The following is a 25948-nucleotide window of genomic DNA, read 5'->3' on the forward strand; positions in this document are numbered from 1 at the left end:
CATCGGCCTCCGGCTCTTGCCAGGGCCGGACGGCCGGATCGGGCCCGGGCGGCTACGACCGGCGGTCGATGTCAGGCTTTGTGGGCCGCGCACGGCACGGGTGCGGCCCGAGAGCGGCCGTGGCCGCGGCACGCGGTCTGCAGCAAGCGGTCTGGAGCAGGCGGTCCGAAGCACGCCCGCGAAGCCTGAAGCGTATCCGGGCCATCCGGGGCGGGTCCCACAGCCCGACGCGTGGGCTCGTCCGGCAAGTCGACCCGCGACGAACGACCCTATCCATGCGTGCTATTCCCGTCCTCTATTCTCGAATTCTCACGAATTCTTGAAGACAACCCAGGGTTTTATCGGCCATTTTCAGTCTTGGAAGATGGTCATTTTCACGCAACTACAATGTCCGACTGTCTGCGAAGGCTTCATCCGTCCGCGAAAGTTGGGAGACGCGAAGAGCTTGCGATCACCCGAGGAGAGAATTCCTGCGACCGCGATCGGGCGGACACCGCGTCCCCCGATGCACCGCCCGACTCCGACCCGATTCGACCCCGCGCCGAGCGCGCAGCCCGGTCTCCGGCAAGGGGCGGGAGCAGACGTACGGCTCTGCACGCAAGGGAGCCGGTTCAGGACCAGCCACCGGGCGGACGCGGCTCCGGGACGGGTCCGGCAGCCGTCGCGTCGGCGTATCGCGTTGCGATCGAAGACAAACATCCAAGGGCATGGCGCCTGCGGCTCAGGCCGAGCGCGTCGCTCCGCGGCAATGCTGCGGCCGGGAAACGCCTCTGCGGCGCGGCAACACCTCCTCGGTCTTGTAGCATATCAGAGCTATTGTGAATGATTTTTAATGTAGCGCCCCGGCTTTTAACTGGACTTGCCGCGATGGGCTCTCATAATCCAGCAAGGTGCAGGCAACGTGTGCCTGCACTTACGTAGTCATGAGAGATGATTCCTTGTTTTCCGCCAGTCTGATCCGTTCCGGAATTTCTGTGCCGAGAGAGGAACCGCGTCAGCCCGTTCCCGCCTCGCTCGCGCAGATTCTCCGGCTGGTCGAGGAACTGGCGCAGATCGGGCTCTGGTCCATCGACCTCCGGTCGGGCGTGCTCTCGCTCTCGGACGGCGTCGCCCGGCTCACCGGCCTCTCCCAGCAGACCACCCGGATGGAGGCGCTGCGCGCCCTCGTCCATCCCGAGGACAGCCCGATCTTCGAGGAGGTCTCGGCCGCGCTGCGGACCGGGATCCCGGTCGACCGCGGATTCCGGATCGTTCGGCCGGATCGAACCGTGCGCTGGGTCGAGTTCAAGGGGAACGTGGTGCTGGGGGCGGATTCCCGTCCGGTCCGGGCCGACGGCCTGATCGTGGACGTCACCAGCCGGCATGAGACCACGCAATCGGTCCTGCGCAACCAGGCGCGCTACGAGGGTCTGGTCCAGGCGATCGCGGCCGTGGTCTGGCTGATGAGCCCGGACGGGGTCCATCAGCCGTCCCCGAGCTGGTGCACCCTGACGGGTCAGACCCCGGAGGAGTGGCATGCCGGCGGCTGGGCCTCGGCGATCCATCCCGAGGACCGGGAGCGCGCGGCCAGCGCCTGGGCGACGGCCTTCCGCCGGCAGGAACCCTACGAAGCCAATTACCGCCTGCGGCGCGCCGACGGGGATTACCGCTGGGTCAGCAGCCGGGCCGTCCCGGTGCTCAATCCCGACCGCTCGGTCCGGGAGTGGATCGGCCTCGTCATCGACATGACCAGCACGGCCAGCGTGATGACCCAGCCCCGGGACCTGGCGCTGTTCGACATTTCGGGGCCGCTGATCCGGAGCGCCCGGGCGATGCTCAACTGGTCGATCCCGGACCTCGCGGCGGCCGCCGAGGTCTCGGGCTCCAGCATCAAGCGATTCGAGGAGAGCGGCGGTGCCGCGCTGCGGCCGCGGACGCGCGCCGCCATCCGGAACGCGCTGGAAGCCGCCGGCATCACGTTCGTCGCGCGCCTGTCCGGCGAGGTCGGCCTGGTCTTCCGGCCGGTCGCGCCCGAGGCGCAACGGGAGTCCCGACCCGACACCGCCGACTGAGGCGGCACGGGGCCGCCGGTCGCGCGACCTCGACGCGACCGGCGTGGTATACTAGCGGGCGCCGAGAAGCTCGACGTCGAAGATCAGGGTCGCGTTGGGCGGGATCACGCCGCCGGCGCCGCGCGGGCCGTAGCCCTGGTCCGGCGGGATGATCAGCGTGCGCTTGCCGCCGACCTTCATCGTGGCGACGCCCGTATCCCAGCCGGCGATGACCTGCCCGGCGCCGAGGGTGAAGGTGAAGGGCGTGCCGCGATCCCGCGAGGAATCGAACTTCTTGCCCGGCTTGCCACCGTCGTCGAGCCAGCCTGTGTAGTGGACGCTGACCTTCTGGCCGGCCTTCGGCTCGGGGCCGGTGCCCACGACCTCGTCACGGTACTGGAGGCCCGAGGGGGTGGTGATGGTCTCGGCGGATGCGGATGCAGTCATGGCGAGGATCAAGGCTCCGGTGAGGGCATAGAGGGGACGGCGCATGGTAGGTCCTGTCTGGCATGCCGAGGCGGCGCAGTAGCACGGACTCGCCAGGACGTCACAATCCCGCTCGGCACCCGCCCTCAGCGCCGCAGCAGCCGGCGCGCCTCGCCCCGGGCCGTCTCCTCGAAGCGGGCGAGCCGGAGACGCCGCTCCAGCCCAATCAGCCCTCGTGCCCCGTCCGGCACCGCGATGACCTCCGCGACGGTATCGCGCTCGCGGTACAGGCTTTCCAGGGCGGAACCGGCCAGGGTCGCGGAATCGAGGCGGTCGGCGAAACCGTCGGCATGCAGCGCCCGCACGATCTCCGCCTCGAGGACGAGGCCCGGCGCGAAGGCCCGGGCGGTCTCGTCATAGGCAGTCTTCAGGAGGTAGGCGGTTCCCCCCGCCACCAGGGCGAGGCTGACGGCGAGGGTCGTTCCATCGCGGCTCAGGATGTCGGCCCGGATGCCGACGGGACCTCCCTCGGCCCGGAAGACCGCGCGGGCGAAGGCCGCATGCGCCGTACGGCAGGCCATGGCGCTACCGGCGGCTCCCTTCCATCCGGCGGCCTCGACGTCGAGGAAAATCTCCACCGCGCGGGTGAGAGCCGGCCCCTGCGTCACGGTCTCAAGGCTCATCACACCGCCCTCGGCGAGGCGGCGCTGCCGGCGACGCAGATCCTTGAGCCGCGAGGGATGCGGATGCCCGGCCAGGAAAGCGGCATGATCGGCGCGCCTATGGAGGACCGGACGGGCGAACCGCGCCACCTCGCCGAGATCCCACCCGGCCTCCGCCATCGCGGCGAGCAGGTCCTGGCCCGGCGCCGCCTCGACCGAGAGCAGCGGCCAGCGCCATGCCCGCCCGCCGGAAGCGGCGGCAAGACCCTCCACCAGGGCGGTCAGAATCGCGGGCCTGTCCGGGCCCGCGGCCACCAGCGGCGCGGACGCGGTGATGAAGGGCGACACGAACGGCAACAGCACGGATCGTCCGAGTCCGCAGATATCGTAGGAGCGGCGAAACGGCAGCACCGCCTCGAGGCGCTCCGGCCCACGCACGACGACGACCCGCAGGTCCGACGACGCCAGACCGCTCGCCAGATGGGCCTGCATCACGTGTCGACCGAAGAAGGGATGGGCATCCCCCGCACGCGCCGAGAGGTCGTCCCAGGCCGCCGCTTCGCGCCCGAGAGACGCGAGCGTCGTGATCGCATGTGTGTAGGCCGGCGCGATCCGCCGGGCGTGAGCGGCGCTCATCGACCCCATCTCCCGAACAGACCGATCCGGACCGGCGTGACCAGACCATGCACCGCGTGCGCCGCCCAGGCCATGGCAGCGGCTCGCACCACGGTCGCGAGAGCCATGGCGACGGCGGCTCCGATCACCCCGAGCATCGGGACCAGGATGAAGCAGAGGCCACCGGCCAGACCCAACATGCCGACGGCGACCCCGGCGGCGAGGCGCTCACCGCCCAGCATGTTGAGCAGGTCCTCGCCCGGACCGAAGGCGCTGGCGGCGACACTGCCGGCGACGAGGACAGCGAGGAGGGGTAGGCTGTCTCGGAATTCGGGGCCGAACAGGCCCAGCAGGAGGGGCGCGGCCGCGAGGACGGCGATTCCGATCACGACGGTGGCCGCCAGGGTAAGACGCGCCTGCAGCGCGATCAGATCGGCGAGCCGCGCCCGGTCCCCGGCCGCATGGGCCGCGGTGAAGCGCTGCGCCGTGGCGGCCGTGGCGGCGAAATGAACGAAGACCACGAATTGCTGGATCCGGGTCGCGGCGAAGTACAATCCCACCGTGGCGGGTGGAACGAGAAGGCTCAGCACGACGACGTCGATGAAGCTGGCCGCAGACGTGGCGAGATCGCTTCCCGCGATCGGCAGGCAGGCGCGCAACCAGCGCCGCCAGGCATAGCGGCGCGGTCCCGTGGGCAAGATCGCCTGGAGGCGTCGCAATAGCAGGGCGGCCTGGATCGACACGGCGATTCCGGTCGCCACGAGGGTGCACAGGACGGCGACGCGCGCTTCCGCCGGGGCCCCGAACCCGACAGCCGCGAGCATGGCGGCCATGATCAGGCCCTGCCGCAGCAGGTACGGCGGCGCGATGGCGAGCACGGCCCAGTTCTGACCGCGGGCCACGCCCTCGCAGTAATCCTGAAGCGCGAAGAGCGGTAGCACCAGCGCTGCCACGAGAAGCGGGGCGGCATAGGGCCCCTCCAGCAGGGAGCCCTCCACCCAGACCAGGGCGAGACCGCCGAGGGCGACGGCCAGAGCGCTCGCCAGCGTGACGGTCGCACCGCCGATGAGGTAGGCCCGGACGGCAGCGAGGTCACCCCGGGCCTGATCCGCTGGAATGAACCGGCAGGCGCCCTGCGACAGGCCGAGGGTGGCCGAATGACCGAGGATCGCGATCCAGACCCAGATCGCTGCAAAGATCCCGTACTCAGTGCCGCCCATCAGGCGCGCCATCAGAACCTGTCCGACATAGGCGAAGCCGGCGGCGCCGATGCGAATCGCGAAGACGTGGATCGCCGCACCGGCGGCACCGCCGCGCAGACGCGTCAGCGCGCTCCATGCACCGGTGGCTCCGATCCTGTCCGTCGCTATGCTCACCGAATGGCCCCCGCCCGATCCAGGCCGGTATAGGGCCTTCGCCATTGCGGCGCGGTTAAGCCGAGCGGTTAAGGCTTTGGTTCAGGGCCCGGCGGGCGCCGTCGCAGATGGCTTGGTCCCGGCAGATTCCTTCGGCGGCGCCAAGGTCAGGGCGGGTCGCCCGGCGCTGCCCGTCGAGGCTGGATCCGGCTGCAGCAGCGACAGGGTAATGGCGCGGGTGACGTGTTCGGCCATGCAGCGCAGCCCAAGATCATTCAGCCGGAACTGGCTGCCAAGGAGATGCCCCTCGCCCTTGTCGTTGCGGCGCGCGAGATAGCGCATGGCCTCGTAGCGCTGCACCAGTGGTACGCCCTCGCGCAAGGCGACCTCCTGCACCTTGCGCACGAGGCTGGTGTAATAGTCGTCCGAGGCAAGGCTCGCGGTGTAGACCGGACTGACCAGCACGACGTCGATTTCATGCCCCTTGATCCATTGCACGGTCTCGTCAAGGGCCGTGCCGAAGGCATCGAGATCGACCCGGGCAAGCGCATCGTGGGAGCCGACCTGCCAAATGACGAGGTCGGGCTCCACTTCCGCAACCATGCTGCGCAGGCGCTCGCCCGCCCCCGACGCGATCTCGCCTTGCAAGCCCCGGCTCTCCACCACCACGTCGACATCCGGCAGGGAGCGCTCGAGGGCGGTCTCCAGTTTGACCGGGTAGGTGGCGGAGGATCCGAGTCCCATGGTCGACGCACCGATGGCGAGCACGCGGACCGGGCGTTTTTCCTTCAGCGCAGCCTTGACCGCGCCGAGGCGAGCCAGAGTGTAGAGCTTCGAGCCCGGCACCCGACATTCCGGCGACAGGGTCACGTCGACCGCCTCTGCGTCCGGCCCCTGACCAGCGGAGACGCTCGGAGGCGAGACCACAGTCGGGGGCGGAGCTCCCACCTTCGCGGGGTCCTGATGGGCCGCCGGCTCCTGCGCCCAGGCTCTGTCTCCGCCGAACGGGCAGAGGAGAGCCAGGCTCAGGGCGAGGAGACCCGCGGCTTTCGGGAGCGCCATTCGACGAACCATGCGGTGAAACCCAGTGCGAACAGGCCGGACCCTACGACGAAAACGTCAACAACGACACCGCCGCCAGTCCAGAAGCGCACGAGTTGCGCGGCCAGGCTGAGCAGTGAGCCGATGGAAAAGACCGCAAGCGAATTTCGTCCCAGACTAGCGAGGAAGGCCGTGATCCATCCGAGCCGCGGAGCGAGGAACCCGTAGAGGGTCTGGAAAGCGAGGAGTACGCCGAGAAAGTGGATGACCCGCGCCGGGGACAGGTAGGTCTTGTCGAAGGTGAAGACGAGGCGCGGATCGGGAACGAGGAGCGGATCAGGCCGTAGTTCGAGCACCGAGAGGACGATGCCGGTCAGAACGATGACCACTCCCGCCGGTAGGAGCCGACGCGACCAGCGCTTCAGCCAGGGCGAGGTCCGGCTCCAGTCCTGCATGGTGAAGCCGAGAACCAGCAGAAGCTGCCAGCAGAGCGGATCGAAGAACCAATCGCCCTCCCCCGGCCAGGATGGCACGTTCCACTCGAACACCAAGCTCGAGGCATAGAGCAAGAAAGACAGGAACAGGGCGGCGAGACGGCTCACCCGCCCGATCAGCACGAAGACGGGTGCGATGCCGAGGAGCACGACGTAGAGCGGCAGGATGTTGAAGAAGCCGAGTTGATGAGTGAGCAGCACGAACCCGACCATGGTCTGGATCGGATCCGCGAAGAAGCTTCCGGCATTGTGCCATTCGAGCAGCAACGGGTTGTCGAGCACCAAAGCGGTGCCGGCGATCATGCCGAGGGCGAGCGCCATCGTGGTGATCTGCGCGCGGTAGACCTCGATGGTGCGCGACATAAGCCTCAGCACGGTCTTGAGCCGCGGCTCGGGGCTTCCGTCGCGATTGCGCGTGGCGATCCCGATCGACCAGCCGGCGAGGAAAACGAACAGCTCGGCGGCATCCGAGATGCCGTACTGCGAATACGTGTAGCGCTCGAAGGTGTTGCCGGGAATGTGATTCACGAAGATCGTGACGAGGGCCAGGCCCCGCCAGAAATCCACCGCGTTCGGTTCGCGCATCGGGGCTCCGCACTCCGGTAGCTCGAAAGGAAAGATGCGAGGCGGGCTGTATCTCGCGGCCGCGCGGCAAGGGCCGGCCCTGATACGGTGCCCTCGCGGTTCTGCAAAGGGCAACCTTGGCGGAGATGGACGAAGGTCGATCTTGCAAACCGCTGCGGGCATCGTGGACGTACAGCGGGGTTCATACCCCGGCGGTGTGGCATAAATACCGGCGACGCCGAGGGGCGCCCCACCTATGATGGACGCGGTTTTCACGTTGCGGATCTATCCATGCAGACCCCCGTCGCCGGCGACGCCGCGCCGATCCCGACCGGAGTGCCGGGCCTCGACGAGATCCTTCACGGCGGCTACGCGGCGCAGCGGGCTCATCTCATCGAGGGGCGGCCGGGCAGTGGCAAGACGACCCTCGGGCTGCAATTTCTTCTCGATGGCCTGAAGCGGGGCGAGCGCGGCCTTTACATCACCCTCTCGGAGAGCCGGCGCGAACTTCTGTCGGTCGCTGAGCGCCACGGCTGGTCCCTGGACGGGGTCGAAATCTACGAGTTGGTTCCGCCGGAGCTCAGCCTGGATTCGGAGCAGCAGCAAAGCCTTATCCACTCATCCGACTTGGAACTGGGCGAAACGGTCCGGATGGCACTCGCCGAGATCGAGCGCGTCAACCCAGTCCGGGTGGTATTTGACAGCTTGTCGGAAATCCGCCTGCTGTCGCAGGGCTCACTGCGATATCGGCGGCAGGTGCTGGCGCTGAAGAGCTATTTCCTGCTCAACAACGCCACCGTGCTGATGCTCGACGATCTCAGCTCTGAAGACGACGATCTTAACCTGCATTCCATCAGCCACGCGGTTCTCCGCCTCGAACAAGTGACACCGACCTACGGCGCCGGACGCCGTCGGCTGCACATTATCAAGATGCGCGGCACTTCCTATGAGAGCGGCTTCCACGACTTCGTGCTGAGACGTGGCGGGGTTCGCATCTTCCCCCGCCTCGTAGCAGCGGATCACCATGCTCAATTCGAGCCCGAGACTGTTGCCTGCGGGGTTCCGGAACTCGACGCGGTCCTCGGCGGCGGCTTGGACCGGGGCACCACAAGCCTCATCATCGGCCCTTCGGGTGCCGGTAAGTCGACCCTCGCCCTCGGTTACCTGATGGCCGCCCTCGATCGAGGCGAGCACGGGCTCATCATCAGTTTCGACGAGACCGTCGGGATCCTTCAGCGACGGGCCTCCGGGATCGGTTTTGCGGTCGGCCACCACATTGAATCCGGCCGCCTACGGATCGAACAGATGGACCCGGCCGACGTCTCGGCGGGCGATTTCGCCGGACGGATCCGCGACGCGGTCGAGACCGATCGTGCGCGGGTCGTGGTGATCGACAGCCTCACAGGCTACATGAGCGCGATGAGTGGGCAGCCGCATTTGGTGCTGCAGATGCACGAGATGACAACTTATCTGAACCAGCAGGGTGTGGTGACGATCCTAGTCCTCGCCCAGCACGGGATGGTGGGGCGGATGGAGGCGCCGGTCGATCTCACCTATGTCAGCGACACAGTGGTGATGCTCCGCTTCTTCGAGGCGGGCGGCCATGTGCGCCGCGCCCTCTCGGTCCTGAAGAAGCGCACCGGTCCGCACGAGGACACGATCCGAGAGTTCCGGATCGACTCCCAGGGCCTTCGGGTGGGAGAGGTGCTCAAGGATTTTCGTGGCGTGCTCACCGGCGTGCCGACCTTCGAGGGCGACCGCGCCGATCTTCTTGATGACCGACCCACTTCATCGGCGCAGATCACCGGCAGTCAGACCGGCTCCCATGGCGCAGCCTGATCCCATCGCGCTGATCCTGGCACCGGGCGGACGCGACGCGCGCATCGCTGCCGCGATCCTGGCTGAGGTCGGCATCAATTCGCGGATCAAGGCGAACCTGGCGGACCTGGTAGCGGACCTGGATGTTGCGGCCTGCGCGGTGATCACCGAAGAGGCTCTCCTGCACTCGGACCGACGGGCGATCGCCGAATGGTCCGAGCGACAACCCCCCTGGTCCGACTTTCCCTTCCTCCTGCTTAGCCATCGCGGCGCCTCGCCCGACGAACGCCTGAACGGCCTACTCGGCAACGTGACCTTGCTGGAGCGGCCGTTCCATCCGGCGGTGCTCGCCAATGCGGTACGTTCCGCCCTGCGCGCCCGTCGCCGACAGTGGGAGGTGGCGGCCCACCTGGACGAGCGCCAGAAGACTCATGAACGTCAAGCCCTGCTGATTCGAGAGCTTCATCATCGTGTGAAAAACACGCTCGCCACGGTGCAGGGCCTGCTCGGCGCCACAGCACGGTCCACCCATGATGTAGAAACGTTCTACCAGTCCTTCTCCAACCGGATCGTCTCGCTGGGCAAAACCCACACACTCCTCACTGAGGATTATTGGCAGACCGCTCCCCTGCACGAGCTGCTAGAGAACGAGCTCAGCCCGTACAACGATGCAGAGAGCCAACGTATCCACCTCCAGGGGCCAGTGATCGAGCTGGCAGCGGACCTCGCCGTCCCAACCGGAATGGCGTTCCATGAGCTGACCACGAACGCGGCGAAGCACGGAGCGCTCTCTGAACCGGGCGGCCGGATCACGATCGTATGGGATGTCCTGGCAGGTGACACCGGACGGCGCCTGACCCTCGACTGGACGGAGTCGGGTGGGCCGGCGGTGACGCCGCCGCAGCGCAAGGGCTTCGGCTCGACTCTGCTTCAGCGGGTCCTGGCACAGCAGTGTAACGCTACCGTGGCTATCGACTATGCAGCGAGCGGACTGCACTTCCATATGGAAGCGCCGCTGCCGGAGGAACGGCTGGTCCCGAGCTACTGAGAAACCGCAATCTCAGAGACCAGCGTCCTCACCTCCTCAGTCGAGGTAGTCGCCGTACTTCTCGACGTGGCGGGCGAGGCCCAGGCCGTGCTCGCGCACGAGGCGTTCGGCGCGCTCAGCATCTCGTGCCTCAAGGGCCTGGATGATCTCAACATGCTCCTTGATTGAGTTCGCTGCACGGTCGCCCTGGCGCAGGGCGGTGTTTCGGATGCCGCGGACATGCATCAGCAGGTTGCTGGTGATGTCCTTGATCACGTCGCAACCGCCGAGCGAGATGATCTTCTGATGAAACCGGATGTTCGCATCCGAGTACTCATCCATGTGATCGGTTGGGCGCCCCTCGTAGAATTCGGGGAAGTGGATACGCAGGCAGCCGAGTTGCTCGTCGGTAGCGTGCTCGCAGGCGAGCCGTGCGGCCATGCTCTCCAGGGCTGACCAAGCCTGGATCATCGCAACGATCTCTTTCTTCGACTTCTTGATCACGAAGACGCCGCGGCGGGCTTCGAACCGAACGAAACCTTCCTGCTCCAAAACCGTGAGGGCTTCGCGGACTGGAGTGCGGCTGACACCGAGATCCTGGGACAGCTTGCGCTCGTCGAGCCTGACCTCGTCGCGCTGGCTGTAGATGTTCATGTTGGTAATGGCTTCCTTCAGCGCATCGTAGGCAAGCGCACGCAAGCTCGACGTGGCGGCGAGCGGCTTGATCTGAAAGGTCGTGGACTCAACCATGCTTACACCTGGAACGATCGGTAGGACGCTGAGGCACCGTCAATTTGGTCCGGAACATGCCGAACCCGCTCTCGGAACACAAGGAAACCTGAGCGTTTGACCCGGGACAAGATTTGAATATCCCCCCTGCAACAACAACATAGCTACGTCGACTCACCAAGCTGTGACGACGAACGGCTGCCCGTATCGATCGGCGCATCGGCTTTCCGTTCCGGTGCAGAGCGACAGAGAGCGATCCCAAGCCCAAACCATTCACCCAGATCCAGTTTGACACGTGGTATTTGGTATGCCACCATTCTTGGACTGACAACTGGATGATTGGGATTGTCAGCACTGCACTCAACACAATCCTTCGATCAGATCCTCGCGTAACGCAGACCGATCCCCGAGCGATCGATCAGCACGAATTGATATAATTTTGGTTTGACAGCCTACGTCTGAGCAAATCTTGAGATGTCTTGAATATCAGCCGCAGGGATGCTGACAGGTTGGTCGTCACCTTACGCTGAAAACCCGAGCCACTCGGAAATAGTCAGTCAAACGACGGCTTCATACGTTCGAACACGACCAAGAACGGCGCGCCATCCAACAAGAAGCGCCCCAGATGGAGGAAACACCATGGATAGAACCGCTGGCTCAGAATCCACGCAGGCCGTCCACGACGTCGCCACCGGCGTTGGTGTCACGTCCGATCACGCGGGCGAGCAGATCGACGGCTTCCACCTCGTCATCGACGCGCTGAAGCTCAACGGCATCGACAACATCTACGGCGTGCCCGGCATTCCGATCACCGATCTCGGCCGCCTCGCGCAGGCCGCCGGCATGCGCGTCATCTCCTTCCGCCACGAGCAGCACGCCGGCAACGCCGCCGCGATCGCGGGCTTCCTCACCAAGAAGCCCGGCATCTGCCTAACCGTCTCCGCGCCCGGCTTCCTCAACGGTCTGACGGCGCTGGCCAACGCCACCACCAACTGCTTCCCGATGATCCTGATCTCGGGTTCCTCCGAGCGCGAGATCGTCGATCTGCAGCAGGGCGACTACGAGGAGATGGATCAGCTCGCCATCGCCAAGCCCCTGTGCAAGGCCGCCTTCCGCGTGCTGCACGCCGCTGACATCGGCATCGCCGTTGCCCGCGCCATCCGCGCCGCCGTCTCAGGCCGCCCAGGCGGCGTCTATCTCGACCTGCCCGCCAAGCTGTTCTCCCAGGTCATGGACGCCGAGGCCGGCGCCAAGTCCCTGGTTAAGGTGATCGACGCCGCTCCAGCGCAACTGCCGGCCCCGAGTGCCATCACCCGTGCGCTCGACGTGCTGAAGGGCGCCAAGCGTCCGCTGATCGTTCTCGGCAAGGGCGCCGCCTACGCCCAGGCCGACGAGGAGGTCCGCAACCTCGTCGAGCGCAGCGGTATTCCCTACGTGCCGATGAGCATGGCCAAGGGCCTCCTCCCCGACACCCATCCGCAATCGGCCGGCGCGGCCCGCTCCCTCGTCCTGAAGGAGGCGGACGTCGTCCTTCTGGTGGGTGCGCGCCTGAACTGGCTGCTCTCACATGGCAAGGGCAAGACCTGGGGCGCCCCCGGCTCGAAGAAGTTCATCCAGATCGACATCGAGCCGAAGGAAATGGACTCGAACGTCGAAATCGTCGCTCCGGTGGTCGGCGACATCGGCTCCTGCGTCACGGCTCTCCTCGACGGCATGGGCCAGAACTGGCAGGCGCCCCCCACGGCCTGGACTGATGCGATCCGGACCAAGAAGGAGGAGAACCTCGCCAAGATGGCCTCGAAGCTGAAGAAGAATTCGGCTCCGATGGACTTCCACGGAGCGCTGGGCGCACTCCGGACCATCATCAAGGAGCGGCCCGACGCGATCCTCGTCAATGAGGGCGCCAATACCCTCGACCTCGCCCGCGGCATCATCGACATGTACCAGCCGCGCAAGCGCCTGGATGTCGGCACCTGGGGCATCATGGGCATCGGCATGGGCTTCGCGGTGGCGGCCGCCGTCGAGACCGGTAAACCGGTCCTCGCAGTGGAGGGCGACTCGGCCTTCGGCTTCTCCGGTATGGAGGTCGAGACGATCTGCCGGTACGATCTGCCGGTCTGCATCGTGGTCTTCAATAACAACGGCATCTATCGCGGCACCGACACCGATCCCACCGGCCGCGATCCCGGCACCACGGTGTTCGTGAAAGATTCGCGCTACGACAAGATGATGGAGGCCTTCGGCGGCGTCGGCGTCCACGTCACGACGCCGGACGAGCTCTCACAGGCGGTCAACGCGGCGATGGATTCGGGCAAGCCCACCCTGATCAACGCCGTTATCGACCCCGCCGCCGGCACTGAGAGTGGCAACATCGGCAGCCTGAACCCGACAAGCACTGTGGTCCGTAAGAAGATTGCCTGAGCTGACGGACGGCAGCACCTCCGGAGATCGGCTTCGTCTCCGGAGGCACGGCGCGGCCTCTCCTGGGGGGCTCCGTACGCTCCGGCCAGGGCGGCGCTGTCAACGCCGCGCGGGAGGGCCTCCTCCCGCGATCGTCATTTCGCCGAATGCCCGCGCTGAAGTCTCCCGGATAGGTGAGCCTGTGCCATGAAAGCCCTCGAAGGCGTCAAGATCCTCGACTTCACGCACGTCCAGTCGGGCCCGACCTGCACGCAGCTGCTGGCTTGGTTCGGCGCGGACGTGATCAAGGTCGAGCGGCCGGGCGTGGGCGATGCCACGCGCCAGCAGTTGCAGGACATCCCCGATGTGGACAGCCTCTATTTCACGATGCTGAACCACAACAAGCGCTCCATTACTCTCGATACAAAGAACCCGAAGGGCATCGAGGTGCTGTGGCGTCTGATCGGCGAGTGCGACGTCCTCGTCGAGAACTTCGCCCCCGGTGCCCTCGCTCGGATGGGCCTGACCTGGGAGGCGATCCACGTCGCCAACCCGCGCATGATCCTCGCCTCGGTGAAGGGATTCGGCCCGGGCGCCTACGAGAACTGCAAAGTCTACGAGAACGTGGCGCAATGCGTCGGCGGTGCTGCCTCCACCACGGGGTTCCGCACCGATATCCCGATGGTGACGGGGGCCCAGATCGGCGACTCCGGCACCGGCCTCCACCTGGCACTGGGCATCGTCACAGCCCTGTACCACCGGACCCAGAACGGCCTCGGCCAGCGCGTCGACTGTGCCATGCAGGACGGGGTGCTGAACCTGTGCCGCGTAAAACTGCGCGACCAGCAGCGCCTCGAACGCGGTCCCTTGCCGGAATACAGCCAGTTCGGCGAGGGTATCCCGTTCGGCGATTCGGTTCCGCGCGCCGGCAATGATTCCGGGGGTGGCCAGCCAGGCCGTATCCTCAAGTGCAAGGGCTGGGAGACCGACCCGAACGCCTACATCTACTTCATCACGCAGGGAGCTGTGTGGCCGCAGATCTGCGATGTCATCGGCGAACCCGCTTGGGCGACCCATCCCGACTACGCCACGCCGAAGGCTCGCCTGCCGCATCTGAACGAGATCTTCACCCGCATCGAATCCTGGACGATGTCGAAGACCAAGTTCGAGGCGATGGAGATCCTCAACGCTCTGCACGTGCCGTGTGGCCCGATCCTCTCCATGAAGGAGATCGCGGAGGACCAATCCCTGCGCAAGTCCGGCACCGTGGTGGAAGTCGATCACCCCACCCGCGGCAAGTACCTGACGGTGGGCAATCCCATCCGGCTCTCGGCGAGCGAGACTGAGATCACCCGGTCGCCCCTGCTCGGCGAGCACACCGAGGAGATCCTTTCCGAGGTCCTCGGCTACTCCGAAGCCGAGCGCCTTAAGATCGCCGAGTCCGGCGCCATCGGCTCAGTCCGGAAGATCGCCGCCGAGTAATCCCGTTCCTCAACCCGGTTTCTCCTCCCAACTCGCGCGGCCTCGATCCCTCGATGCCGCCCCCCCCTTTTAAGGAAGACTGCTCCTCGGAACGGTCGAACGGCTCAGGCGATGCCGGCGAAGCGGCCGTGGCCGGCACCGATCTCGTTGTGGCCCTCGACGGACCCGCTGTCCTGCGACAGCCAATCGGCGAGCTTGATCACCAGCACGTCCTGCAGGGCGATGAGGGTGAAGATCGTTACGAGGATGGATGCGAGTACGGCCGGCCTCCTGACGGCATATTGCAGTGCGGTTTTCTCATGCCGCACTGCAAATGAACAGGTCGCGGCCGGTGATTTTCCTTGACGCTGCGCCTTTGTGAACGCCGTCAGGTCGGTAGTTCAGGCGCTGCGTCCTCGCCCCAGGCACCGAGGGTGCATGCCCCGTTAATCCGGAGGGCCTCGCCGGTGTCCACGGTCGCCTCCGCCGACGAGAGCACATCCAGGGCGGTCAGTACCCGATGCACGATCGGGTCCGCCTCGGCGAGCATCGGCGCTAGACTGGCGAGGCGCCCGTTCTCGAGATGCGCGAGCACCCGCCCAGTAGCGTGATCGGCGAAGCGGATGATGGTCATCCGGCGCAGGCAATCCCGCAGGAAGTGCATAGCCCCAAGCGTTTCTGGGGGAGGAACGCCGACATAGACCGCCTCCGGATCGCGGGCCTGGATGTTGATCGCTTGATAGCGGTCGATGTCGAGCAGAACCTGAACGTCGAGAATGTTCATGACCCCATTCGACCCAAACGCGACAGTGCGGGGCCGCTGACCCTCCGGCACACTGTTGTCGAGAAACTCGAAATGGACCTCCTTGTCGGGCCGTAGCACCCAGGTGAAGAAGAGCCGCGGCATGCCCGTATAGGCCTCGACATTGTGCGCCAGCAGGTCCTCCACCGCCTTGTAGCGGCCGAACTGCTCGCCGCGCTTCCAGGCTCGCTCCACCGTGGCACCCGGCGGCGTGATCATGAATTGCATGTAAACCTGATGCCCGAAGCGGGTGAGCAGTTGGCTCCCCATCTCGGTGCCGGGATTGACCGCGAAGCTGTCGAAGCGGAAGCGGTCGATGAGGAGGTGGGAGATGCGTCCGGCATCCGCCTTGCGCGCCATGTAGCCGTCGAGCTTGCGGTCGACGATCTCGACCTCGTGGCCGGTGAGCGGTCCGGCGTAGCGTCGTGCTGGCCCCAGACTGTCGTAGTCGAGCAGGAACTTGCGCCAGACATCGGGTGTGATCAGCGCGAAGTCCAGCCAGTCGAGCCCCAGGGCCTCGACCAGTGCCCGCTGGTAGGGCCGGATCGTGCTCTTGCCAGATGCGGAGGAGCCCTTGACGTTGAGGATCACCGGGGCTGGCTGTGCCTCCAGGCGGACGTAGCCATGGCGCGCCACGATCTCCTGGATCCAGGGCTCGATCATCTCACCTAGGGCGCGGCTACCATAGCCGTTCGACACGAGGGTGCCGGCCAGCCTGCCAAGGAGCACCCGGTCGCGAATCAGGAAGCCACGGCGGCCGATGAGACTTGCTACCACGCAGCGAAGCGCTGCACAGGCCGCTGCTGAGAGGGGATCATCGGTCGCGATCGCCCGAACCTGCCAAGCCTCGAGATGGTGCTCGGCTCGGCTCGCCGGGTCCCACCTCTCCTGCACGGGAGGGCTCGTCCTCCGATCGCGCAGGCGCCAGAAGCGAAGCCACGACGCCGGCTCCGTGACCTCCGCACACGGATGACGCTCGTCCAGCATCGCGGCAATCTCGCTGTCCAAGAGCGCGGCGGCAGTGGAGCAAATCTCCGCATGGCGGGCGGCGATCTCCCGGGCGTGATCCGCGATGCCCTCGCACAGGATGATCGAGACGATCGCGCGGAAGTTCACGCCGAGATCGCCGTAGGTCTGTCCCATCGGTACGGAGAGATCCGCCATCACGCGGATCAGAACCTCGTGGACCACCAGTCGCTCGGGCCGGAAACGGACGACCTGGGTCAGCGGCAGCCCGCTGACATCGCTCATCTCATAGGCGTCGGCGAGAGGAGTCTCGACGTTCTCGGCGCGGAAGACGGTGGCCAGCGGGAGGATCGAGCGTGGCAAGCTCGATTCTATGCCGGGATTCCAGGGGCCGTGGACGTCGGCATCGACGACCTGCGGCGGGTTGGCCAGGGCATGGCTGGTCATGCCGAAGCACTCCGCTGTCCGCGTGGGCCGGACTGCCTGAAATCCGCGCCCGGATGCCTCTCAGGCGCGTATGCTCAGGCGGCCTGGGGTTCCTCGATCGCCTCGAGACGAAGTTGATACTGGTCGCCCCATAGGTCGGCTGCCTTGCCGTACCAAGCCGCATCGAAGTACTTGCGGCAGCAGAACTCGCTGGTCCAGATGCAGACCGCGATCAGGCGACCGTCGACCACTTTCACGTGCCGACTGATCAGCCCGCTCGTGATCCCGGTCGACGGGCACATATCGATGCTGGTCATCCCATAGCTATTCTCGCCGCTGAAGATCACCGGGCAGTCGAGGATTGCCAGGAAACGCATGGAGATCACTCCTTCAACTCCCTCATCGCGGATAACGGCACCTTGCCGAAGCCTCGAACGATGATGGGTGCCAGCTCTCTTGAGCCAACTTTGCCTTGCCCCGCCCAACGTCGAGCGAGGCTAAAGAATCTGAGTTCAAACGCATTCCGGGTCAAGATTTGGGCACTGCAAAAGATTCTGGCTCAAAACCGCGGAATTCCTTTGCAGTGCAGGATCCGAACGTCGAACGTTTCTACACGAACTTCGCCGATCAATGACGGTTCCGATCTCAGCCGAGGTCTGTCATAGGGCAGTCGAAGCGTGTGGAGCTTCGGCAACACAATCCCAGATACTCTGGACCGAGTGCAGGCAAAGGCCGTCCATAATGGCGATATGGTTGATCTTGTGTGCGCAGAAAAGTTGCAGCCGGTCCGCCGGTGGGGTTCGCACGTCAGCAGTGACGAATTCCGGCGTGGTCAGCATCCAGACCAGACTGTCGAGCGTCTCCAGGCCCTTGTCGGACATGGAGCGGAAGATGTCCCGCTCCGTGAGTATTCCGATGAAGCAGCCAGTCTCGTCGCAGGCTCCGTCCACGACGATCAAAGCATCGACGTCCGGTGCCGTGAGGAGGCGCATCGCTTCGCGCACGGATCGGTCCATACGGATGTGGCGCACGCGCGAGGCTTGACTGCCAGGCTTCTGGCTCGCGCTCATGGCGCCGATACTCCGGACTCGTGACGTTTTGTCAAGAAAACCTGGTATACAGAATTTCAGTTGTCAACGCGCCCCTTGAAATATCGTGCATAAACACGCGACAGATCCGCTGATTTGTCGTTCACGCCCCAACTTCAAAGCGGCTTAGGGACGACGATCGACGCGGGCCAGCCACATATTTCATCGGCGGCCATGCTGCGTCGCAGCATAAAATTCTATAATCGACACCCTTGGACCCGCAGCCCCAACGTTCGTCCGCCTTAACAACGCACCAAGCTTGTGCGGTACACCAGCTTTGCCGATCGGCAATATCGCGCATCTCCCCGATGCGTAGGCGTGTTCAAATCATGGCAGACAAGCGGAAATTCACGCGCGATTCTTTTCCAGGTCAATAGATTGATAGGCCAAATCACCTGCCTGCGCAGCTTGGTCAACGGCTCGGCGATCGTCCGCACCTCATCGGGACGTGGCACTGCAATCGGGCTGGACGACTTCCTGGATAGCTAAAGAACGGCCGGTCAGGGCTCGAAAGTGCATCGAAATCTGGTGAACACGCTGCATTGCGATATCGATTTCTGGGAAACCAACTCTTGACGATTGGTTCGACGCGAGAGAGGCTGGTATTCCACATACCAAGCCGGCGACAAGCCCGGCGGCTAACGGCCCCCGTGCGCAGCATCGGACGCAGATCCGATCGCGTACTCGTTTCAGCAAGAGCCTACCGGAGGAAAAGCCATGTCGAGCGTGGAAACCACAACCGAGCGCGTATCTGACAGTTATCGATGGGGACAGCTCGTCATCGGCGTCATCTGTATGGTGATGATCGCGAATCTGCAGTACGGATGGACGTTCTTCGTCCCTGACATCCAAAAGAAATTCGGCTTCGATCGCGCGGCGATCCAATGGGCCTTCACCCTGTTCGTTCTGTTCGAGACCTGGCTCGTTCCCGTCGAGGGCTGGTTCGTCGACAAGTACGGCCCGCGGGTGGTGGTGCTGTTCGGCGGCCTGCTGTGCGGCATCGGCTGGGTGGTCAACTCCTACGCCACCTCGTTGAACATGTTCTATCTCGGCCAGGTCATCGCCGGTATCGGTGCGGGCGCGGTCTACGGCACTTGTGTCGGCAGCGCCCTGAAATGGTTTCCGGACAAGCGCGGGCTGGCGGCCGGCATCATCGCTGCCGGCTTCGGTGCCGGCTCGGCCCTCACCGTCGCTCCGATCCAATGGATGATCGCCGATCACGGCTTCCAGGCCGCGTTCTTCAACTTCGGCATCGGTCAGGGTCTCGTTGTCTGCGCACTGGCGTTCTTCTTCACCTCGCCGAAGAAGGGGCAGGTTCCGGAGGCTGCCACCAACACGAACGTCATCCAGACCCGGCGCAACTACACCCCCGGTGAGGTTGCCCGGCAGCCGATCTTCTGGCTGATGTACTTCATGTTCGTCATCGTTGGCGCCGGCGGCCTGATGATCACTGCCAACCTCAAGCCGATCGCTGCCGATATCGGAGTCGACAAGGTGCCGGTCACGATCATGGGTATTACCATGGTTGCCATCACCTTCGCGGCCACCATCGACCGCGTCCTCAACGGCCTGACGCGTCCGTTCTTCGGCTGGGTCTCGGACAAGATCGGTCGTGAGAACACCATGTTCGTCGCCTTCGCGATGGAAGGCTTCGGCATCTACATGCTCTACCTCTGGGGCCATGACCCGCTGTGGTTCGTGCTGCTCTCGGGCTTCGTGTTCTTTGCGTGGGGCGAGATATACTCTCTCTTTCCCTCGACCTGCACGGATACCTTCGGCACCAAGTTCGCCGCCACCAATGCAGGCTTGCTCTACACTGCGAAGGGCACCGCCGCGCTTCTTGTCCCGGTCGCGAACTATCTGCAGCAGGCGACCAACAGTTGGGATGGAGTCTTCCTGGTGGCCGCCGGCGCCAACATCCTCGCTTCGCTCCTCGCCATCGCGGTGCTGAAGCCCTGGCGCAAGCGCGTCGTGGCGCAGGCGCTTGCCGTCTCCGACGAGACCAAGTCGGCCCCCCGCATCGTCGCGGCCTGACGGCCTAACCGAAGCGATCGAAGAAGACCCGCGGGGGCCGGACGCCAAGTCCTGGCCCCCGCGCCCGTTTCAGCCTCGCCCGATCGCCTCGCAGGAGATCTCCGATGCCACCGACTTGGCGCCCGATGCACACGGCCCCGCGATCCGTCGCTCGAGTCTGGCTCAACCACATGACCCTTGGACCGATCCTAGTGGAGGGCCGACCCGGCCGCTGGTACGCCCCGAGCGCGGCGCGCCAAGTCTGGCGCTGGTACCGTCCGGCCGAGCCAGACGCCCTGGAGCCCTTCAGCAGTTGGTTGCCGTACGAAGCGCTCGCGGTCAAGGAGACAGGCACGGCGTCGATGGACGATTCGCTTTGCAGCCTTCTCGAATCTTTGCAGGTTGCAGGGCCGCAAATCCGGGCCGTCCCTCGCGGGATAGAACGACCAAATCAGATGATTTTCCGCCATCAGCGTAGCGAGGGCTGAGCCGATCAGCGCTCGACGCAGGAGCGAAACCGAGGCATCACACCAGAATCATCCTCGTGCGGAGCCGCCGATTTAGAGCAGACAAAGAGCTTGGCCGCTAACCCTATCCGTTCGCATTCTGCGCCCGCGCGAGTAGCTCGATCATTGCGATATGCGGTCGATCGCGCTTGCATCGGCGATCACTCAATTCAGGCCTGGGATTACATCACCGCAGAGCGGTGACCGCTCCTGAATTTCGCTTTTCACGTCAGGGATGCAATCGCGACGCGGTTTGCCGTGAAGGCCATCAGTGGCTTCTTCGGGAGACAGCGGGCCTATGTCCAGGACGGAGACCCGCTGGATGCTTCCTCGTGGAACACAGCGCTCTGGACATGCTGGTCCTGACTGAGTTGGATCGCCGCCTCGAAATCATGATAGCCTATCTGGCGCCGGTCGGGCTGATCCATTGCCTGATCATCGACACAGATTTGCGGCGTTTGGTAATGTCTCTCGAGCCGCGCGGGGTTCGTTCCAGCGGGTAGCCCTTCACCGGGGCACAGTTACAGTTTGAAAGGCCCCTGCCACCGAGCGAGCGTAATGGCATAGGGCGGTTCGCCGATTGAGACTCTTACGCCGGTGGCCCGTCGTCCCAGGTCAGCGTACGGCCGGCCCCGCGTTCGGGCGTGCATCGTGATCCGACCGAAGATGCAGGCCTGATCCAACAAGAAACGGCGCGCCTCGCGGCGCGCCGTCATGGTTTTCGTCGCGGCCCGTCCGAGGACGGACTGCCTCGCGTGGCACCTCAGACGGCGCGGGCTTGGTGCAGTTGCTCGATCTGCTGCTGGGTGTAGCCGAGGTCGAGCAGCACTTCGTCGGTATGCTCACCGAGCAGCGGCGAGGCCTTCACCTCGACCTGCATGTCAGAGAACTTGATCGGGCTTCCGACGGTCAGGTACGAGCCGAGCTTCGGGTGCGGCACCTCGACCACGGTGCCGCTGGCGCGCAGCGACGGGTCGTTGGCGATCTCCTTCATCGACAGCACCGGCGAGCATGGGATGTCGAACTTGCGCAGGATGTCCACGGCCTCGAACTTGGTCTTGTCGGCGAGCCAAGCCTCGATCGTGCCGAAGATGTCCATGATCTTGTCCTGGCGCGCACGGGCGGTGCTGTAGGCCGGATCGTTCTCCCATTCCGGCTTGCCGATCGCCTTACAGATCGGAGCCCAGGCATGGCCCTGGATCGTGAAGTAGATGTAGGCGTTCGGGTCGGTCTCCCAACCCTTGCACTTCAGCACCCAGCCCGGCTGGCCGCCGCCGCCCGCGTTGCCGCCGCGCGGCACCACGTCCGAGAACTCACCGTGCGGATACTGCGGGTATTCCTCGAGGTAGCCGAGAGCATCGAGGCGCTGCTGATCCCGGAGCTTGACGCGGCAGAGGTTGAGTACCGAATCCTGCATCGAAACGGCGACCTTCTGGCCCTTGCCGGTCTTGTTCTTCTGGTGAAGCGCTGTGAGAATGCCGATGGCTAGGTGCATGCCGGTGTTCGAGTCTCCGAGAGCCGCCGCGCTGACGGTGGGCGGGCCGTCCCAGAAGCCGGTGGTGGAGGCCGCGCCGCCGGCGCACTGTGCCACGTTCTCGTAGACTTTCAGGTCCTCGTAGTGGTGGCCATCCGAGAAACCCTTCACCGAGGCTAGGATCATGCCAGGGTTGAGCTCCTGAATGCGCGACCAAGAGAAACCCATGCGGTCGAGAGCACCAGGACCGAAGTTCTCGACCATGACGTCAGATTGCTTGATCAGGTTCTCAAGGACTTCCTTGCCCTCAGGCGTCTTGGTGTCGAGAGTCAGGGAGCGCTTGTTGGAGTTGAGCATTGTGAAGTAGAGCGCATCGGCATCCTCGACGTGGCGAAGCTGCGTGCGCGTCACGTCGCCGGCCCCGGGGCGCTCCACCTTAATCACGTCGGCGCCGAACCAAGCCAGCAGCTGCGTGCAGGCCGGGCCGGCCTGTACGTGGGTGAAATCGATAATCTTGATACCCTCGAGCGGCTTGCTCATTGTGGCGTTCTCCCTGTTAGCTTGGGCACTTGTCGGTGTTCAAGGATTGCCCGGTCAATCCGGGTTCTAGGTTGGCCGGAAACCCTTGGTGGTAGGTTCCGGCTCTCTGTCGCGCCCCGCCCTCAGGCGATGCGAGATTCGAGATCTGCCAAGCGGCGGCGAAGCTCTCGCTCGTCGTTCCAGCGCTGTGTCTCGTCGCGAATGATCGCGGCGATACCGGTGACGGCGTTGTCGGGGCCGTGGATCAGCCCGACCGTGAAAGCGATGGAGAGGGCGTGGCCGTCCTTATGGATGGCCGGGACTCGCAGGACATCGGCACCATACTTGGTCACCCCCGTCTGCATGGTCTTGGCATAACCCTCCCAGTGGCGCCGACGCTGACGCTCCGGGGTAATGAGATCGAGAGACTGGCCAATTGCCTCCTCAGCCGCATAGCCGAAAATCCGGGTCGCGGCTGGATTCCATGCGGTGATCGCACCGTTCGGGTCCGACACCACAACGGCATCACCAGCTGCTGTTACCAAGGCAGCAAAATCAATCGGGCTCGTCATGCGCTGCCCCTCATCTACCTGTCCGTGCGGGGGATGTCGTCTCCGCCGCCCGCTTCACTGACTAAGCGGGTTCGAACACAGGGCGATACAGTGGCCATTCATCGGCATAAATTATTCCTCTCCTTATCCGACAGGCTGGAAGCCGTCCGATTGCGTCGCGAGGACTTCGTCTTTTTCAGTGCTAGCGTTGTTGGTATTTGGTATGCCAACGATGACGAGGTGTCAACTCACGGAGCTGATGGCAACGGGTGGAGGGAGCTTCAGCCCATGTGGCAGCGTTCTCGGACAAAACCGCACGCCGCAGACGACGAGAGCCGGCAGGGGGAGAACTGCTATGAGTCAGGGCCCAAACATCACGATCACGCAGATCGAGGGCTACAAGTTCACGATCGATTTCGGCGGAATTTTACCCCATCTGATGGTCGATGAGGCCATTCCTATCGGCAGCGGCGAAGGCCCGTTTCCCGAACAGCTCCTCGTCTCATCAGTGACGAACTGCCTATGCGCTAGCCTCGTCTTTGCGCTCGGCAAGTACAAGCAGGAAGCCGGCGGCATCAGGGCCGAGGCATCCTGTGAGGTCACCCGCAACGCCGAGAACCGGCTGCGCATCACCGGTATCAGGGTCTCGATCAGCCTTGGGACGACCGCCGATGCCATACCTCGCATTGATCGCGTGCTCGCGCAGTTCCAGCGCTTCTGTACTGTTTCCGAAAGCGTGCAAGATGGCATCCCCGTAGCGATCTCTGTCCAAGACAGTGCGGGCACGCTGCTCACCTGACCCCCTCAGCTTCTTCCAGAAAGGATTTGACATGACTACATCGCCCACAGAGTTTGGCCAGAACAACGCGATCGCCTACGAACCGGAAGACCTCGCCCGCCTTTTCAACGAACGCGCCAATGCGGGCGACCTGGACGGCCTCATTTCGCTCTACGAGCACGATGCGGTGGTGGCCGCCGGCAAGGTGGTGGCGACTGGACACAACGAGATCCGGCAATTCTATGCGGACCTCCTGGCGCGGAAGTCTGATTTTCCAGCAGCCGAGACTTTGCCGGCGATCCGGAACGGCGACCTCGCGATGACCTTCGCGCGGCTGCCCAATGGGACGATCTCGGTTGAAACCGCACGTCGCCAGGCCGACGGCGGATGGCGCTGGCTGATCGACCAACTGAAGATCAAGCCTCGTCAGGCGGACAAGGCCGGCTAACGGACGGCCCCCGCTCTGATTGCCGCCGATACCTAGACCAAGGGTTCTCGTATGATCGATCCTCGACTCGCCGGGCGGCTTGCCTTCGCTCACCGGCTTCCCACGAAGGAACCCCTCCCCCCCGGCCGGCACGGTCTCGGTCTCTTCTCTAAGCGGGACGCAATCCTCGTGGTACCGGAAAGCGTCGACCCACGCCGGCCAACGCCTCTCGTGGTCCTGTTTCACGGTGGTGGCGGCAGCGCGGAAAAAATTCTGCCGATGCTGGAGGCCCACGCCCAAGCACAAGGCTTCTTACTGCTGGCTCCCCAATCGATGTTCCCGACTTGGGACCTCGTGATCGGCGGCCATGGACCTGACCGTGAGCGCGTCGATGAGGCGCTGGCCGAGGTCAGCGCTCGCTACCTCCTCGATCCAACGCACCTGATCTTTGCGGGCCATTCGGATGGCGGCAGCTACACGCTCTCCCTCGGCCTCGCCAATGGGCATGTAGTCACCCACCTACTCGTTTCATCGGCGGGCTTCCTGTCCGTTCACCTGCAATCGGGCGCGCCACAGATCTTCCTGTCGCATGGAGTTTACGACGAGCAGATCCCAATCGACCGCAGCGCAAGGGTCCATGTCGCTCAGTTGCGTGAGGCGGGATACGTAGTGAGAGCGGTCGAGTACGACGGCTCTCACGCCTACAACCCAGCCATTGTCGCACAAGGCGTCGAATTCGTTCTTGCAACAACATAACTGCGTGAAACCGCAGCTTACGCAAAGATCTATCCGATCGAGGCCGGTACTGCGCCATCGTTTTAGATTTGTGTATCGTCTTCCAGAGCGGCAATCCGATTCAGGCCCTGTGCAATCGTGACGAGATCCGGCTGCAGCGCTCCCGCTTCCACCGACGTATCGGTAGCGGATCGGCTACGGAAGACCGACTGACCAGACAAATTTGGCGAAGCCCCTGGGCGGATCCGATGCGTGCGATCCAACGTATTTACCACGTCGTCCCTCTACCTCAAAATACCCTCGTATTTCACATGGCAGCCTTCTTGGATCGGGTGATCTCCGTTCATTTAATTCGATCTTTACCAGATCAGGCTTATCTTCAAATAGATTAAATTATTCCGAACGAGGACGCATACGTGATGGAAGCAGCCGAGAAGCCCGTCCTTGTGGACTCGCTCGACCAGGAAGCCGAGCGGATTCGGAACATCTTCAGCACTTCGTTCCCGCATTCGGGCGACGACCTGAACCGGCTGATTCCTGAGAACTTTACCGATACGCTGTCCCACAGGGCTGAGCCCGCGCCGAAGGCGGAGACCGACGAATTCGACTGGTCGATCACGCTCGCGAACATCGAAGCGATCGTCGAGGCTAGTAACACTAGCAAGAGTTCGGTGGCGGATGCGGAGCGTCGGGCTGAAATTGCCGAGGCCAAAGCCCGGGAGGCAATCCATTGGCTCCGCCTTCTTCATGAAGCCGTCCTGAAGGGTATGCCTACCCCATCGGCGTAGGGCGCCAAGTCCGGCCAGGATCATCGTTTGTGAAGCATCGCGTCGCTTCGAGCCGTGGTAGGGTTGCGTTCGGAAACGACGCCGCGTGAACCTTAGCGCTCTGCCGCCGTAGTGGGGAGTCGCCAACGAGATTGCCTCAGGCCCTGCGTTGAAACGAGGCCTCTCAGCGTCGGCATGGATGCTCGGCGCGATCGTGTTTGATCTGGCAGCGCTGACGTAAGGCGGCGAGATCCGTGTCAGCATGGTCAGCGGT

At 64.4% G+C, this 25948-nt stretch carries 23 protein-coding genes; 11 read left to right on the forward strand and 12 right to left on the reverse strand.

All coding sequences use genetic code 11. The features are described from left to right. Positions 1–974: 974 nt before the first annotated feature. Positions 975–2051 carry a PAS domain-containing protein gene (locus ASF58_RS20915; protein ID WP_055957074.1) on the forward strand — a complete coding sequence of 359 codons (1077 nt, stop codon included), beginning with the start codon at positions 975–977 and terminating at the stop codon, positions 2049–2051. A gap of 51 nt (positions 2052–2102) precedes the next feature. Here ASF58_RS20915 and ASF58_RS20920 read toward each other — a convergent pair whose 3' ends face one another. The 5 genes from ASF58_RS20920 to ASF58_RS20940 all read right to left on the reverse strand — a co-directional run bounded on the left by ASF58_RS20920 (position 2103) and on the right by ASF58_RS20940 (position 7208). Continuing rightward, positions 2103–2522, reverse strand: a complete 420-nt coding sequence (locus ASF58_RS20920) for an FKBP-type peptidyl-prolyl cis-trans isomerase (protein WP_055957076.1) — start codon at positions 2520–2522, stop codon at positions 2103–2105. 80 nt (positions 2523–2602) lie between these two features. Continuing rightward, positions 2603–3754, reverse strand: a complete 1152-nt coding sequence (locus tag ASF58_RS20925) for a GNAT family N-acetyltransferase (RefSeq protein ID WP_055957078.1) — start codon at positions 3752–3754, stop codon at positions 2603–2605. Beyond that, positions 3751–5061, reverse strand: a complete 1311-nt coding sequence (locus ASF58_RS20930) for an oligosaccharide flippase family protein (RefSeq protein ID WP_244477432.1) — start codon at positions 5059–5061, stop codon at positions 3751–3753. Before ASF58_RS20930 ends, ASF58_RS20925 begins: the two co-directional genes overlap by 4 nt. Positions 5062–5190: 129 nt before the next feature. Next, positions 5191–6150: a GDSL-type esterase/lipase family protein gene (locus tag ASF58_RS20935; RefSeq protein WP_055957080.1), complete on the reverse strand. Its 960-nt coding sequence runs from the start codon at positions 6148–6150 to the stop codon at positions 5191–5193. After that, positions 6114–7208: an OpgC domain-containing protein gene (locus tag ASF58_RS20940; RefSeq protein ID WP_055957082.1), complete on the reverse strand. Its 1095-nt coding sequence runs from the start codon at positions 7206–7208 to the stop codon at positions 6114–6116. Before ASF58_RS20940 ends, ASF58_RS20935 begins: the two co-directional genes overlap by 37 nt. Positions 7209–7478: 270 nt before the next feature. Between ASF58_RS20940 and ASF58_RS20945 the strand changes: the two genes are divergently transcribed. Together ASF58_RS20945 and ASF58_RS20950 are read left to right on the forward strand one after the other, a co-directional pair. Continuing rightward, positions 7479–9026 carry an ATPase domain-containing protein gene (locus tag ASF58_RS20945; RefSeq protein WP_055957084.1) on the forward strand — a complete coding sequence of 516 codons (1548 nt, stop codon included), beginning with the start codon at positions 7479–7481 and terminating at the stop codon, positions 9024–9026. Continuing rightward, positions 9013–10053 carry a sensor histidine kinase gene (locus ASF58_RS20950; protein WP_055957087.1) on the forward strand — a complete coding sequence of 347 codons (1041 nt, stop codon included), beginning with the start codon at positions 9013–9015 and terminating at the stop codon, positions 10051–10053. Before ASF58_RS20945 ends, ASF58_RS20950 begins: the two co-directional genes overlap by 14 nt. A 36-nt stretch (positions 10054–10089) precedes the next feature. Here ASF58_RS20950 and ASF58_RS20955 read toward each other — a convergent pair whose 3' ends face one another. Next, on the reverse strand, positions 10090–10782 hold the full coding sequence (locus ASF58_RS20955) for a GntR family transcriptional regulator (RefSeq protein ID WP_055957088.1): 693 nt from the start codon (positions 10780–10782) through the stop codon (positions 10090–10092). Positions 10783–11400: 618 nt separating this feature from the next. Between ASF58_RS20955 and oxc the strand changes: the two genes are divergently transcribed. Beyond that, the gene (gene oxc / locus ASF58_RS20960) at positions 11401–13182 is read left to right on the forward strand and encodes an oxalyl-CoA decarboxylase (RefSeq protein ID WP_055957090.1); all 1782 of its coding nucleotides are present in this window, start codon (positions 11401–11403) and stop codon (positions 13180–13182) included. 186 nt (positions 13183–13368) lie between these two features. Beyond that, a complete protein-coding gene (gene frc / locus ASF58_RS20965; protein WP_055957092.1) occupies positions 13369–14643 on the forward strand; it encodes a formyl-CoA transferase in 1275 nt (424 codons plus the stop codon). Between the two features lie 104 nt (positions 14644–14747). On the opposite strand, the gene ASF58_RS20970 is transcribed toward frc (ASF58_RS20965), so the two are convergent. From ASF58_RS20970 to ASF58_RS20985, 4 genes are all read right to left on the reverse strand, one after another. After that, positions 14748–14951, reverse strand: a complete 204-nt coding sequence (locus tag ASF58_RS20970; RefSeq protein WP_055957094.1) for a hypothetical protein — start codon at positions 14949–14951, stop codon at positions 14748–14750. A 59-nt stretch (positions 14952–15010) separates the two neighbouring features. After that, positions 15011–16837 carry a hypothetical protein gene (locus ASF58_RS20975; protein WP_055957096.1) on the reverse strand — a complete coding sequence of 609 codons (1827 nt, stop codon included), beginning with the start codon at positions 16835–16837 and terminating at the stop codon, positions 15011–15013. A gap of 74 nt (positions 16838–16911) precedes the next feature. Next, on the reverse strand, positions 16912–17193 hold the full coding sequence (locus ASF58_RS20980; RefSeq protein WP_055957098.1) for a hypothetical protein: 282 nt from the start codon (positions 17191–17193) through the stop codon (positions 16912–16914). A gap of 282 nt (positions 17194–17475) precedes the next feature. Then, a complete protein-coding gene (locus ASF58_RS20985) occupies positions 17476–17886 on the reverse strand; it encodes a CBS domain-containing protein (RefSeq protein WP_055957100.1) in 411 nt (136 codons plus the stop codon). Positions 17887–18621: 735 nt separating this feature from the next. On the opposite strand from ASF58_RS20985, the gene oxlT reads away from it, so the two are divergent. Then, positions 18622–19938, forward strand: coding sequence for an oxalate/formate MFS antiporter (gene oxlT, locus ASF58_RS20990; protein ID WP_055957101.1), 1317 nt, complete (start codon positions 18622–18624; stop codon positions 19936–19938). An 817-nt stretch (positions 19939–20755) separates the two neighbouring features. After that, complete coding sequence (locus ASF58_RS26760) at positions 20756–20926, forward strand: hypothetical protein (RefSeq protein ID WP_200930233.1); 171 nt, start codon at positions 20756–20758, stop codon at positions 20924–20926. 260 nt (positions 20927–21186) lie between these two features. Here ASF58_RS26760 and frc (ASF58_RS20995) read toward each other — a convergent pair whose 3' ends face one another. Next, positions 21187–22437, reverse strand: a complete 1251-nt coding sequence (frc, locus tag ASF58_RS20995) for a formyl-CoA transferase (protein WP_055957103.1) — start codon at positions 22435–22437, stop codon at positions 21187–21189. Between the two features lie 122 nt (positions 22438–22559). Further along, positions 22560–22988 (reverse strand): PAS sensor domain-containing protein, encoded by a 429-nt coding sequence (locus ASF58_RS21000; protein ID WP_055957105.1) that lies wholly within the window; start codon positions 22986–22988, stop codon positions 22560–22562. A 334-nt stretch (positions 22989–23322) separates the two neighbouring features. Here ASF58_RS21000 and ASF58_RS21005 point away from each other — a divergent pair, with 334 nt between their 5' ends. The 4 genes from ASF58_RS21005 (at position 23323) to ASF58_RS21020 (ending at position 25695) form a co-directional block, all read left to right on the forward strand. Then, the gene (locus tag ASF58_RS21005) at positions 23323–23766 is read left to right on the forward strand and encodes an OsmC family protein (protein ID WP_055957107.1); all 444 of its coding nucleotides are present in this window, start codon (positions 23323–23325) and stop codon (positions 23764–23766) included. Positions 23767–23797: 31 nt separating this feature from the next. Further along, positions 23798–24193 carry a nuclear transport factor 2 family protein gene (locus ASF58_RS21010; protein WP_055957109.1) on the forward strand — a complete coding sequence of 132 codons (396 nt, stop codon included), beginning with the start codon at positions 23798–23800 and terminating at the stop codon, positions 24191–24193. 51 nt (positions 24194–24244) lie between these two features. After that, positions 24245–24928: an esterase gene (locus tag ASF58_RS21015; RefSeq protein ID WP_055957111.1), complete on the forward strand. Its 684-nt coding sequence runs from the start codon at positions 24245–24247 to the stop codon at positions 24926–24928. Positions 24929–25323: 395 nt separating this feature from the next. Further along, positions 25324–25695, forward strand: a complete 372-nt coding sequence (locus ASF58_RS21020; RefSeq protein WP_156375827.1) for a hypothetical protein — start codon at positions 25324–25326, stop codon at positions 25693–25695. The last annotated feature ends 253 nt before the right edge of the window (positions 25696–25948 follow it).

The organism is Methylobacterium sp. Leaf125, assembly GCF_001423085.1.
In the GTDB taxonomy this organism is placed as follows: Bacteria; Pseudomonadota; Alphaproteobacteria; order Rhizobiales; family Beijerinckiaceae; genus Methylobacterium.